At 38.6% G+C, this 12,846-nt stretch carries 12 protein-coding genes; 1 reads left to right on the forward strand and 11 read right to left on the reverse strand.

The genetic code is table 11. The annotated features are described in order from the left end of the window. Position 1: 1 nt before the first annotated feature. Both nirB and T323_RS0100110 read right to left on the reverse strand, forming a co-directional pair. Positions 2 to 2,434: a nitrite reductase large subunit NirB gene (nirB, locus tag T323_RS0100105; protein WP_026671462.1), complete on the reverse strand. Its 2,433-nt coding sequence runs from the start codon at positions 2,432 to 2,434 to the stop codon at positions 2 to 4. Positions 2,435 to 2,956: 522 nt separating this feature from the next. Then, complete coding sequence (locus T323_RS0100110; RefSeq protein WP_026671463.1) at positions 2,957 to 3,472, reverse strand: MogA/MoaB family molybdenum cofactor biosynthesis protein; 516 nt, start codon at positions 3,470 to 3,472, stop codon at positions 2,957 to 2,959. A gap of 91 nt (positions 3,473 to 3,563) precedes the next feature. Here T323_RS0100110 and moaC point away from each other — a divergent pair, with 91 nt between their 5' ends. Next, positions 3,564 to 4,052 carry a cyclic pyranopterin monophosphate synthase MoaC gene (gene moaC, locus T323_RS0100115; RefSeq protein WP_026671464.1) on the forward strand — a complete coding sequence of 163 codons (489 nt, stop codon included), beginning with the start codon at positions 3,564 to 3,566 and terminating at the stop codon, positions 4,050 to 4,052. Positions 4,053 to 4,316: 264 nt separating this feature from the next. Here the strand turns inward: moaC and minD are convergent, their stop codons facing one another. The 9 genes from minD to T323_RS25505 all read right to left on the reverse strand — a co-directional run bounded on the left by minD (position 4,317) and on the right by T323_RS25505 (position 12,419). Beyond that, positions 4,317 to 5,114: a septum site-determining protein MinD gene (gene minD, locus T323_RS0100120; protein ID WP_026671465.1), complete on the reverse strand. Its 798-nt coding sequence runs from the start codon at positions 5,112 to 5,114 to the stop codon at positions 4,317 to 4,319. 35 nt (positions 5,115 to 5,149) lie between these two features. Beyond that, on the reverse strand, positions 5,150 to 5,836 hold the full coding sequence (minC, locus tag T323_RS0100125; RefSeq protein WP_026671466.1) for a septum site-determining protein MinC: 687 nt from the start codon (positions 5,834 to 5,836) through the stop codon (positions 5,150 to 5,152). Positions 5,837 to 5,956: 120 nt separating this feature from the next. After that, positions 5,957 to 6,481 (reverse strand): rod shape-determining protein MreD, encoded by a 525-nt coding sequence (gene mreD / locus T323_RS0100130; RefSeq protein ID WP_026671467.1) that lies wholly within the window; start codon positions 6,479 to 6,481, stop codon positions 5,957 to 5,959. Further along, positions 6,478 to 7,347, reverse strand: coding sequence for a rod shape-determining protein MreC (mreC, locus tag T323_RS0100135; RefSeq protein WP_026671468.1), 870 nt, complete (start codon positions 7,345 to 7,347; stop codon positions 6,478 to 6,480). Before mreC ends, mreD begins: the two co-directional genes overlap by 4 nt. A gap of 13 nt (positions 7,348 to 7,360) precedes the next feature. Continuing rightward, positions 7,361 to 8,401, reverse strand: coding sequence for a rod shape-determining protein (locus T323_RS0100140; RefSeq protein WP_026671469.1), 1,041 nt, complete (start codon positions 8,399 to 8,401; stop codon positions 7,361 to 7,363). 164 nt (positions 8,402 to 8,565) lie between these two features. Then, the gene (gene radC, locus T323_RS0100145; RefSeq protein WP_026671470.1) at positions 8,566 to 9,258 is read right to left on the reverse strand and encodes a RadC family protein; all 693 of its coding nucleotides are present in this window, start codon (positions 9,256 to 9,258) and stop codon (positions 8,566 to 8,568) included. A 28-nt stretch (positions 9,259 to 9,286) separates the two neighbouring features. Continuing rightward, complete coding sequence (locus tag T323_RS0100150) at positions 9,287 to 9,862, reverse strand: Maf family protein (RefSeq protein ID WP_026671471.1); 576 nt, start codon at positions 9,860 to 9,862, stop codon at positions 9,287 to 9,289. A 263-nt stretch (positions 9,863 to 10,125) separates the two neighbouring features. Then, complete coding sequence (locus T323_RS0100155) at positions 10,126 to 11,226, reverse strand: hypothetical protein (RefSeq protein ID WP_156942354.1); 1,101 nt, start codon at positions 11,224 to 11,226, stop codon at positions 10,126 to 10,128. A gap of 128 nt (positions 11,227 to 11,354) precedes the next feature. Next, positions 11,355 to 12,419 (reverse strand): CapA family protein, encoded by a 1,065-nt coding sequence (locus T323_RS25505; RefSeq protein ID WP_051556265.1) that lies wholly within the window; start codon positions 12,417 to 12,419, stop codon positions 11,355 to 11,357. Between the last annotated feature and the right edge of the window lie 427 nt (positions 12,420 to 12,846).

Below are 12,846 nucleotides of genomic sequence, written 5' to 3' on the forward strand. Positions count from 1 at the left end.
ATTAAGATTGAACGACTTTCACTTTGTTGTTTGAGAACAATGTTTGTTTTAAATCTTCACTGCCGATAATCTCTTCCCATGGGTCATGAAGAACAGATAAAGCTGTATCCATACGATCACTTAATGCTTTTCGATTCTCTTCATCTTCAATAATTTCTTTTCTAATTAGCTCAAGTCCATATCGCTCAACCCAAGGAGCTGTACGTTCTAAATATCTTGCCGTTTCACGATATAGTTGTAAATAAGCAGCTGTAATTTCTAATACTTCTTCAGACGTTTTTACTTTACAAAGCAAGTCGGCTTTTCTAAGCTCTGTACCACCGTTTCCACCAACGTAAATTTCCCATGCCCCTTCAACACCTACAATCCCTAAATCTTTAATTCCTGACTCAGCGCAGTTTCGTGGGCATGCAGACACTGCCATTTTTACTTTATGAGGCGTTGGTAGTCGTTCAAACTTCTTCTCGAGGGCAATTCCCATTCCAATTGAATCTTGTGTTCCAAATCGACAGAAATTTTCTCCTACACATGTTTTCACTGTTCGAAGTGATTTTCCATAAGCATAACCAGAAGGCATATCAAGTTCTTTCCACACTTGCGGTAAATCTTCTTTTTTCACACCGAACAAGTCAATTCGTTGACCACCCGTAATTTTCATAAGAGGGACATCATATTTATCGGCAACATCGGCAATTCTTCGTAGTTCAGAAGAGTTCGTTACCCCTCCATACATCCTTGGTACAACCGAATACGTTCCATCCTTTTGGATATTGGCATGCATTCTTTCGTTAACAAAACGAGATTCTCTTTCATCTTCATGAATCGTCGGGTGTACCATTCCTAAATAGTAGTTGATCGCTGGACGACATTTCGAACATCCTTCATCTGTTTTCCAACCTAATACATTCATCACTTCTTTTGAATGTGTTAATCCTTTTGCTCGAATTTCATCTACGACTTCTTCATGCGTTAACGTTGTACAACTACAAAGAGTTTGTTTTTGGTTTGCTCCGTCAAACTCATCACCTAATGTTAGTTCAAGTAATTCGGCAATCATCGGTTTACATGTTCCACAAGAACGACCGGCATTTGTACATCCACTGACTTCTTCAACCGAGCACATGCCATCGACTTTAATTGAATTGACAATTTCTCCTTTTGATACCCCATTACAGCCACAGACCGTATCACTATCCGCCATTGAAGCAACGATGCTTTCACCTGATGTGGAACCATCTTGTAAAATCGAAATTGGAGCCATATCGGATACATCTGCTCCATCTTGGATCATATTAAATAATTTAGGACCTTCTTTTGTGTCTCCAAATAACACGGCACCCACTACTTTATTATCGCGGATCATTACTTTTTTATAGATTCCTTCAAATTCATCATACACTCGAACACTTCTTGTTGAGCCATCATCCATAAATTCACCAGCAGAAAAGACATTAACGCCAGAAACCTTTAATTTTGTTGATAATACAGATCCTTCATAACCAACACCAGCATCTTCACCACATATTCGTTTTGCTAGTACTTTCCCTTGTTCCCAAAGAGGAGCAACTAGTCCATAGACGATTTCACGGTGTTCTGCACATTCTCCTACAGCAAATACGCCGTCAGCACTCGTTTCCATAAAATCATTAACAACAATCCCTCGGTTCACTTCGATGTCACTTGCCTTAGCGACATCTACATTAGGTTTAATACCGACTGCCATGACAACTAAGTCTGCTGTCGTTTCGGTTCCATCTTTAAAGCGAATTTTTTTCACTCGTTTACGCCCGACAATCTCAGACGTTAGCTTTGGCATTAAAAAGTTCATCCCTTGTTTTTCAAGCTCAATTCGAAGTAGGCGACCTGCATCTTGATCAAGCTGACGTTCCATTAAATAGTCTTGAATGTGGACAACATCTACTTTCATTCCTAAATTAATCAATCCACGTGCCGCTTCCAATCCTAGTAATCCACCACCAATGACAACTGCTTTTTTATAGTTTTCTGCGGCTTCAATCATCATTTCACAGTCTTTAATATTACGGAAAGCGATAACTCCTTCTAAATCAGCACCTGGTAAAGGAAGCATAAATGGATGAGAACCCGTAGCAATAATCGCATAATCATAACTTACTTCTCTTCCTTTATCTGTAACTATTGTTTTCTTTTCTTTGTCTAGTTTCATGACTGTTTCGCTTGTATAAAGCGTAATATTGTTTTCCTCATACCATTCAAGACTATTTAATTCAATATCTTTAATCGTTGTATCCCCTTGTAAAACCGTTGATAGCGCAATACGATTATAGTTTACATGGGGTTCACTCCCAAAAATTGTAATTTCAAATTTATCTTTCCCACCAACTTTTATTATTTCCTCTATCGCTCGGACACCTGCCATACCATTCCCAATTAAAACTAGTTTTTGTTTCGCCATTATCGTTTCCCCCCATTTCAAATCGTACAGCCATTTTTTGCAACGTCATATTTTGTTACATTGCTTCACTATGACTCATTTTCTGAAATTCCTTTTGAACTCCTAATTCCCTTTGCGTTTCTAGTTCTTATTTTTGCATAGATAAATTCAGAATTGTTAAACAATGAAAGAAGATCTAACACTGTTTTTTAAGGAGAAGGCTTTGTTTTTTAATAATGAGGCTTGTTGACCTACTTTTGAAGAGAGTGCAGCAAAGGGTTATCGTTTCGGACATTTTTTCCGCTATACCATAAAAAACACCACTATTTAAAATGCTAGCGGACCTCAGTTCCGCTATTGGAGCATTTGAGCCAAACAAAGTCTCTGTTTTTGTCATGTAACGGAACAGATGTCCGAAAGCCTATGAAAAACGTTACTTTTTCATACAATAGGGGATCATCTGTCCTTATTGAACAGCTCATCTCACCTACTAACGAAAAAAAGCCATCGATTTTTTCTCGACAGCCTTTTCGTATGCACAGATTAGTTTCGGTCTTTTCGAATTTCTCTAATAACATGAGCAAGTTCAGGGATAATAATTTTTGTCATTGCTAAGCGGACTGCTCCACTAGATCCTGGCATTGAAAATACAGCTGTATTTCCCCTTACACCTGCCACCGCTCGGCTCAAAATCGACGCTGTTCCGATATCTTCAGTGTAACTTAAATAACGAAATAGCTCACCAAAACCTGGGATGACTTTATCAAGACTAGCAAAAACCGCCTCATACGTTGTGTCTCGCAACGCTAAACCTGTTCCCCCATTAATTAGAACAGCATCAATGTCCTCACGTTCACTTGCGCTCATGATCCATCGCTGCACTTCACTATACTCGTCTTTCACAATCGCATACTCTACAACTTCATAATTTGTTTTTTCAAGCAATTCATGTATAAGTTGGCCACTTTTATCCGTTTCTGTTGTCCTCGTATCTGATACTGTTACTACGAGACAGCGAACAACAGTCGGTGCTTCCTTCCGGTGTTCCTCAACTGACATACACTCCACCCCCCACGATAAGTTTGTCCCTATTTTAACATAGGAGTAGACATGTTAAAATAATAGCATGACAGATTGAGGAGGCTTTTTAATGGCAGATTTCACCCATTTTAATGAAGAAGGTCGAGCCAAAATGGTCGACATTTCTCCAAAACAAATTACCGTTCGAACAGCTATAGCGCATTCAAGTGTGCAAGTGAATGATGAAATATACGAGAAAATCAAAACCGGGCAAATGGGAAAAGGAGATGTATTAGCTGTTGCACAAGTTGCAGGAATTATGGCAGCAAAAAATACAGCCAACTGGATTCCAATGTGCCATCCCTTATCGTTACAAGGCGTAAATGTTTCTTTTTCTTGGGGGGAAACTGAACAAAAAATATTACATATTACTGTAGAAGTGAAAACAGAAGGGAAAACAGGAGTTGAAATGGAAGCTTTAACAGCAGCTTCTGCCACAGCGTTAACTGTATATGATATGTGTAAAGCGGTTGATAAAGGTATGATAATAGGGCCGACCTATTTACAAGAAAAAACAGGTGGCAAAAATGGTGATTTTTCACGTCGGATTAAAGAATAAGCTTTCAACCAAAGTTTTCATGCTTTCTTATACGTAAGAAAAACGCGGAGAGTCTTTTCTTTCAAGCGAAGTGAGGAGCCCTGCCCGCTTTTTGAAAGTGAACCCCAAGTGCTCTTCCTGGGGTGAAACGCGCAGGTGCGGAGCTTCGCTCTTCTTGAAATAGCTTTCAAAACTTCAATGCTACACCAAAATTTTTATACCTTCTTATCTTTTAAACAAAAACAAGCACCCATCACATAGGCAGAGTGACGGATGCTTGTTTTTTTATGAACGTATTCCAAAAAACTTTTTTACTTTCGAGAACATACCTTTTTGCCCATCAATGGCCATTAATGGCACAGTTTCGCCAAGAATTCTTCTAGCGATGTTACGATAGGCGATTGCAGCTTTACTCGTTGGAAATAACGCCACTGGTTCACCATTGTTAGAATGCTTAATGACATCATCATCATCAACAACAATTCCAAGTAGCTCAATCGCAAGGATGGAAACAATTTCATCAACGTCTAACATATCACCATTTTTCATCATGTGATTGCGAATTCGATTAACAACTAGTTTCGGAGATTCAATATCTTCTTTTTCTAGCAATCCTATAATCCGGTCTGCATCCCTTACAGCAGAGATTTCTGGTGTTGTTACAACGATAGCACGATCGGCCCCGGCAACTGCATTTTTGAAGCCTTGTTCAATTCCAGCAGGGCAATCAATAATAATGTAGTCATAGTCTTGCTTTAGTTCTTCAACGATTTTTTTCATTTGGTGTGGTTGAACAGATGATTTATCTTTTGTTTGTGCCGCTGGTAATAAAGTTAAACATTCAAAACGCTTGTCCTTAATTAATGCTTGCTGTAGACGACACCGTTCTTCCACCACATCGACTAAATCATAAATAATGCGGTTTTCCAATCCCATCACAACATCTAAATTGCGCAAACCAATATCTGTATCAATTAAGCAAACTTTTTTACCTGAAAGGGCAAGAGATGTCCCTATGTTTGCTGAGGTTGTTGTTTTTCCAACTCCCCCTTTACCTGAAGTTATGACGATAGCCTCTCCCACGCTCATTTCCCCTTTCCTTTCATACATAAAATGAACTAATTCAATTCAATAAAATTGGTTAACTTAGGACGAAGATGGTAAAGCAATTGAATTTTATCTACTAGGACTTTGTTTTCTGTTTCATGTATGTACGCACATTCCATTTCACTCGCCACTTGCTCTGTCCGATTCGGCTGTTCGGCAAGTTCATCTGCAATAATCAAATGGGATGGTTCCATTCGCGAAGCACATATAATCGCTTCTCGATTTCCCTCGCAACCAGCATGAGCGGCTCCCCTTAATGCTCCCATTATAAATACATTGCCTGTTGCCATCACTTTCCCACCAGGATTGACATCACCAATGAGTAATAAATCTCCTTTAATTTCGAGAACTTGTCCTGAGCGGATGACTTTTGCAACAGTAACAATTTGCTTCTCACGACGAATTTTTTCAGCCTCTTCTTTTGTAATAATATTTGAATCAATTTTCTCAATTCGCAATTGATTGTCTCTGACAATGACGTCACGTAATTGAGTTTCCTGTTCTTTTGTAAGAAAACGATTGCCGACAATAACATTAACAAATGCTTGGCGTCCCTCATCGTTTTGCTGATAATGTTTTGAAGATAGCTTTTCTTTTAACTCTACTATCAAGTCTGAGAAAGAACAACCATCATCAAGTAAAAAATTTAATCCTTCTTTTGTACCTTTTATTGTAACATGATGTTTTTTTTGCGACATTGATTCCGTTCACCTCAAGAGTGGTTGTACAATGATCCATTGTAATACATTCAACAAAACTATTGCCAATCCTTTTTTTCAGTCACTAGAACAAAGAATTTTTTCTTCTTTTTGTATTCGTTATTTTTCTAGCTGCTTCTCGAACTCTTCAACATACCGGTTTAATTTTTGTAATGGGACAATGATAATTATACTGATCACAATATTAAAAATAAAAGTAGGGAGAAAGCGCTCATAAAAAAATTGGTCAGGGCTAATGTACGCCACACCAAGCATCGTATACATCCCATATAAATAATATTCTTGGATCGATACCGCCACCATGATAATACAAGCTAAAAGAAAAAAGCTTTGTTGCACTAGTTTATAAGGTAATGAGCATATGTAGCCAATAAGTCCCATTGAAAACATATAAACCCCTAGAATTTCAGTATAAACGATATCATATAATAAGCCAAAAATTAGGCCGTAACATACTCCAGAAACTCTTCCACGAAATGCCCCGATAATGACAGTACTTATTAACACTAGCCTTGGAATCAGAACAAAAGAAGCTCCGTACCTTTCAGGTGAAAACACTTGAAACACAGTACCCTCTAATATAAAAAACAAAAAAACAAGAGCTGGGAGAATAAAACGAATCACATCTCATCCTCCTCTTCAAGCTCTTCATCGAGTAATGAACTCAATCTTTCAATAACAAACACATAATCTAAATTGTAAAAATCGGCGGCAGGTTCAATTAACGCATTTAATGTTAGTCCATACTCATCAGGTTCGACAGACACGACATGTCCGATCGGTAATCCACTAGGAAAAATTCCACCTTTTCCTGATGTTGTTACAAGCTGGTCCACTTCGACCTCTTTATCCATGGCGAGCTTTCTCATCAAAAGTAACCCAGTTTCTTGGTCATACCCTTCTATAAATCCTAACACTTGTTCATCTGCATGGATCATAGCTGATACTCGATTTGTCCGGTCATAATCAGTAATTAATTGAACTCTAGATGTAAACGGCCCAACTCGTATCACTTTTCCAATAAAGCCTTCTGATGTCATAACGGCCATATTTAACTCGATTCCATCATTTGAGCCTTTATTAATGGATATATACTCATTCCATCGATCTGGTGTTCGTTGAATAACTAAGGCTGTTCGTCTTTGATAATCGGACAAACTTTCATCAATGTCCAACATTTTTCGCAACGTTTCATTTTCTGCTTTGAGAATATTTCGTTCTCCCGCGACTTGGGCGTATTCTTCTAATCTTGCTTTTAATACTTGATTTTCTTCATAGATTACTTTCATTTCGTTGACATTTTCAAAGAAACCCGCTACGTAATGAGCGGGTTTAGAAAATAGGCTTTGCACCCAACCGACTGAATCCCTGAGAAATTGCTCTGGCCTTGTTAGGCTATCACGATCACTCATGGAATATCCAATTAATGCCACCAAAACGATTATACTAACTAACAATACAATTAGCCTCTTGTTAAAATATTGGGGCATACTCTACACCTACTTACGACTTCCGATTTGATCGAACAGTAATCCCTGCTTTAGAACGGAATAAGTGAAGATTCTCAAGCGCACGCCCTGTACCTAATGCAACACAATCTAGAGGATTTTCTGCAACAAGCACAGGCATGTTCGTTTCATCACTTAAAACCATATCTAAATTTCGCAGCAATGCGCCACCACCAGTTAATACGATCCCTCGATCCATAATGTCTGCAGCAAGCTCTGGTGGCGATTTTTCTAATGTATTTTTCACGGCTTCAATAATCGTGTACACCGTGTCAGCTAAAGCTTTTGAAATTTCTTCTGCCGTAACAGAAATCGTTTTAGGCAAGCCAGTAACAAGGTCACGTCCACGGATTTCCATGTCATCCACACCTTCAGGCGCACCGGCTGATCCAATTTCTAATTTTAATGCTTCTGCCGTTCTTTCCCCGATCATTAAGTTGTATGTTTTTTTAATATAGGAAATGATGGCATCGTCCATTTCATCACCGGCGACACGAATCGACTGACTTGTTACTATTCCACCTAATGAAATAATGGCTACTTCTGTTGTTCCTCCACCGATATCAACAACCATACTTCCCGTAGGCTCCCACACTGGTAAATCCGCACCTATTGCAGCCGCAAATGGCTCTTCAATTGTATAGGCTTCACGGGCTCCCGCTTGTTTTGTTGCATCTTCTACTGCCCGTTTTTCAACTGCAGTAATACCTGACGGAACACAAACCATCACATTCGGTTTTCTCGTAAAAACCGAACGATTTCGAAGTGATTGCTTAATAAAATATTTTAACATCGTTGCAGTTGTGTCGAAATCTGCGATAACACCATCTTTCATCGGACGAACTGCGACAATATTCCCCGGTGTTCGACCAATCATATTTTTCGCATCATTTCCTACTGCTTCAATTGATCCTGTATCTGTACGTAGCGCCACAACGGACGGCTCCCGAACTATAACCCCTTTTCCTTTAACATAAACAAGGGTATTTGCTGTACCTAAGTCAATTCCTAAATCTTTTGAAAAACCACCAAACATCTATATGTATCTCCCTTCGTGTATACGAAAACTCATAAATGTAATTATACTGAATTTCGTATAAAAAAAATAGCCTCAATATTCCCCTACGATAATTTTACATTTTTCTTCATTTGCAGTCTCTCTTTAGCATACACCAAAATTAGGAATTCATAAGTCTTTTTTCATAAAATATAACCTTTTTCTTTTAAGCTCACAAATTTCCTGTCACCGATGATAATGTGATCCATTAACTCAATGCCGAGTAATTTCCCACACTCGTTTAATCGTTTCGTCACTTCTATATCTTCTCTACTAGGTCCTGGGTCCCCAGAGGGATGGTTATGAAGGCAAATAATCGAGGCGGCCGAACGGCGAAATGCTTCTTTATATACTTCCCTTGGATGAACAAGAGATGCATTTAAACTCCCTATAAACACCGTTTGACGATGGATGACATGGTTCTTCGTGTTTAAATATAAACAAACGAAATGTTCTTGCGTTAAGCTACGCATATCTTCCATGACGTACCGGGCAACATCTTCAGGAGAACGGATGATTACTCGTTCTTCGGTTTGCAAATTGCTTATCCGTCTGCCGAGCTCTAATGCAGCACATATTTCAACCGCTTTGGCCATTCCAATTCCACGAATTTGAACGAGTTCTTGAATTGTGGCTTCCTTTAATAAAGCTAACCCATCAAATGCTTGGAGCACTCGCTGAGCTAACTGCAATACGGATTCTTGTTTTGTTCCACTTCGTAACATAATCGCCAATAACTCTTGATTGGATAAAAACCTGGCACCATCGTGTATGAGTCGTTCACGAGGGCGTTCACTAACAGGGACATCACGAATCATAAGCGACTCCTCTTTCACTTTTTTATTTTCCTCCTTACCACAAATATTAGTGAGGGGCTTGACTGATACCAAAATTTTGTAATGTGCGAACAACTTTTGCAATGGGTAATCCAACAACGGAAAAATAGTCGCCTTTGATTTTTTTCACTAGCGTTGCACCACTACCTTGAATGCCATACGCCCCAGCTTTATCAAAAGGTTCACTCGTTGCAATATATGCTTCAATTTCCTCATCTGTTAGTTCCCAAAACTGAACGAGAGTCTCTTCAAAAAACATCTCTTCTTTTGACCCACTAATAATAGTAACGCCAGTAAGCACAGCATGTTCTTTTCCAGATAAAGCAGATAGCATCATTCTCGCGTCTTCTTTAGATTGTGGTTTGCCAAGAATTTGTTGATTTGCAACTACAATTGTATCCGCTCCTAATACAACCGCTTCTTGGTTTCTCGAGAACACATCAGCCGCTTTTTGATAGGCTAACTCAACAACCACCTCACTTGGGGTTAACGAATCTTTCACAATTTCTTCAATTTGACTAGGTTTTGTTTCAAACGGGATGTTGACTTGTTGAAGTAATTCTTTTCGACGTGGAGAATTTGAGGCTAAAATTAATGAACACATAAGGGAGACCTCCTACAATAAAATGCGTTTTGCTTTTATTGTACAAGGTTACTTTCAGAATACCAAGTTGGTTTCTATATGACAATCTAAATTCCAATGTTTTACAAATTATTAATAATAAGAAAAACGCGGGAGCGTCTTTTCGTTTCAAGCGACGTGCGGAGCCCTGCCCTCTTCTAGAATAAGCTTTCAAAGCTTTACTGCTACACCAAAATTTTCATCTAAAAAAAAACGGAAAAGGGACCGTCCTTTTCCGTTCTAATTTATTTCAACGTGTCTATAAAACTATCATAAGCTAATGTAGCATCTAATAATGATTGTTGAATATGCCAAAACTTGTTTTCCTCAAAGTCCTCATCAATGGATTGAAGTGTTTCAACTCCTTCTGTTATTGCAGAAACATACCGTTCTGCTTCTGCTTTGGACTCCTCACTTAAACCGTCTAATGCTTGTCCTTTAGAGTCTGTCCACTTTTGATGCTCAGAGACTACAATTTCTAAACTTTTATCCGTAATAATTTCCTTATCTCCTGCCAAACTACGGATCGATACAAGCATCAACTCATTATAAATCGCCATACCGTCTTGAAAAAACACTCCTGTGTCTTCATTGCCAGCGTCCACTTTTCCACCTAATACCGCAAACGGCTTGACATACGTATCTTGTCCTTCTTGTTGATACAGCTGACTTAGGCCATTGGCATATTCTTTATCTTGAGCTACACCGATAAACATATAATGCGGATCTGATGATTCAATTAAGACTGCTGCATGGCCTCTGTCTTTTAATCGGTCAACGATTTCTTCACCTTTTTCTATCGTTGAAAACGCACCACCTTGAACAATTTCAACGGTCAAATCAGGAAGGTTTTTCCCTTCTGCTACTACTTCGGCGACGGTTGGTACAGCCTGTCCATTCGGATCACCAGTTGCTTCAGATTCTCCGGTGAAAATAGTAAGTATAACTAATCCAAAACTAACACCAACAACAACCGCCGAAATGCCGGCTAACACGATTGATAATGGAAATGACTTTAGTGAAAATTGAAATGGCTTTTTCGGTTTTTTCTTTTTACGTTTAAACGGAAGTTTCGGACTGTACTCATTGTTTCCATCATCCCAAAATGGCTGATCCCGCTTTTTCCTTTCGGTTTGCCGCTCACGAAAATCAATAATATCAGGGGATGCACTTTCTTCTTTTTTCGAGTTATCTGCCGCCGCTACTGGTTTGGGTTCGGGTTCTTGTTGAATAGGTGGAATAGGTGTTGTTTTTTTCTCTTCATAATGTTGTTTCTTCCCATTTAATTTCACTGATATTTGTCGTTTTTCCCCATCCACGTCACTTACCCCTTTCTTCATTTTCATCTTGTTACTCTATTCTATTAACAGTTTGTATTTACTAGAACTAGTTTTTCTATTTTTATTTTCTCTCTTTTCTAGCATATTCATATCTAGTAAAAAAAGAAATGATCCATATGTACCATAAAAAAACCTTATGGATGAATCGATCCATAAGGAGAGGCTTCTTTTGGCAACGGATGAATTTGGTCATTCTCAATTTTATATGGACTCCAATCAACAGACACTTGCTCTTCTTCTAATTGAATGTGTAATAACCCTGTTTCTGCTGTTGGTCCACTTACATAGCTCGGGAAGAGAAAGTTTCCTATAGAATAAGCAATTGGTTTGTCATTATAAATTTCAATAGGCTGTAACACATGCGGGTGAGCACCGATAATTGCATCTGCTCCTGCATCAATCATCGATTTTCCATAATGAACTTGATATGATTCTGGAGTTTGCTTTCGTTCAACTCCCCAATGAATATAAACAAGGACATAATCAGCTTTTTTCTTTTCTTCTTCAATAATCGAAATCATTCGTTCGATTTGATACCCACTTGCAATTCCTGGTTTGTCTTCTTGCGCATACCATGTTTCTGATGGAAGCACTCTTGAAAAACCTAAGAACGATACTGTTTTTCCTTTTAAATCAACCGTATGTGCACTATACGCTTCTTCTTTATTTCGCCCTGCACCAACATAGGGAAGTTCATATTTCTCTAATGTGTTTATCGTATCAAGTATCCCTTCTTCTTTATAATCCATTGTATGGTTGTTCGCTAAAGACACTAGCGAGAAACCCGCTTCTTTTATTCCTTCCACATAATGAGGCGGCATTTTAAAATGAAAAGACTTTGGGTATGACTCTGTTCGTTCTGTTATCGCAGTCTCTAGATTAACAACTGCAAAATCAGATTGTTGAATCTCTTCTTTCACATACACAAAAGGATGATGTACACCATATGTTGCCACCGTATCCGCAATCGAGCCACTCATCATCAAATCCCCAGCAAACGTAATGGTAATTGGTCCCGGCTCATATACATACGCTTTGCTTAGAGTAGTGATTGTTTTTTCCTCATGAAAGCTTTTTTCATATGCTAGTGAAGAATAAGAATGCTGTTGTATATATGTGGTGACATAAAAAAAGAAAAAACAAAGACAACTACACATCATAATACCAACTGCCCACTGATATACTTTCATATTTGTCATATATCAACCTTCTATTCATCAATTTATTCTATCTTATGAAAGAGGGTGCTTGTCCTATTCTAAGTATTGGACAAGAATATCGAAAATGATGTTCGAAACGGGGGGTGAGCTTTTCTATTTTATCGGCCTGTTACGTTGTAATAGATACTACCGATCGGTTCTATGATGTTTTGGGCGTATGAAGTTTGTTAAGGGACATTTTTCTTTTGGGGTGCTCTTTTTTGTTCAATAGAGCTCTTCTATTGGACACTTCTCTTCGGTTTTCCTCTCGTTTTGTCCTTCATCGACCTTATGAAGGACACTTCCTCTCTGTTTTCACCTCGTTTTGTCCTTCATCAACCTTATGAAGGACACTTCCTCTCTATTTTCACCTCGTTTTGTCCTTCATCAACCTTATGAAGGACACTTCCTCTCTATTTTCACCTCG

This window comes from Alkalihalobacillus bogoriensis ATCC BAA-922 (assembly GCF_000621445.1).
In the GTDB taxonomy this organism is placed as follows: Bacteria; Bacillota; Bacilli; order Bacillales; family Bacillaceae_F; genus Bacillus_AO; species Bacillus_AO bogoriense.

Bases quoted from the DNA above. Each gene is read 5' to 3' on its own strand.
- minC (WP_026671466.1), bottom strand. From the start codon at position 5,836: ATGTCGCAAAAAAAACATCATGTTACAATAAAAGGTACAAAAGAAGGA.
- mreC (WP_026671468.1), bottom strand. From the start codon at position 7,347: ATGCCCCAATATTTTAACAAGAGGCTAATTGTATTGTTAGTTAGTATA.
- T323_RS0100110 (WP_026671463.1), bottom strand. From the start codon at position 3,472: ATGTCAGTTGAGGAACACCGGAAGGAAGCACCGACTGTTGTTCGCTGT.
- T323_RS0100150 (WP_026671471.1), bottom strand. From the start codon at position 9,862: ATGTGTTCATTAATTTTAGCCTCAAATTCTCCACGTCGAAAAGAATTA.
- T323_RS25505 (WP_051556265.1), bottom strand. From the start codon at position 12,419: ATGACAAATATGAAAGTATATCAGTGGGCAGTTGGTATTATGATGTGT.
- T323_RS0100155 (WP_156942354.1), bottom strand. From the start codon at position 11,226: ATGAAAATGAAGAAAGGGGTAAGTGACGTGGATGGGGAAAAACGACAA.
- T323_RS0100140 (WP_026671469.1), bottom strand. From the start codon at position 8,401: ATGTTTGGTGGTTTTTCAAAAGATTTAGGAATTGACTTAGGTACAGCA.
- moaC (WP_026671464.1), top strand. From the start codon at position 3,564: ATGGCAGATTTCACCCATTTTAATGAAGAAGGTCGAGCCAAAATGGTC.
- nirB (WP_026671462.1), bottom strand. From the start codon at position 2,434: ATGGCGAAACAAAAACTAGTTTTAATTGGGAATGGTATGGCAGGTGTC.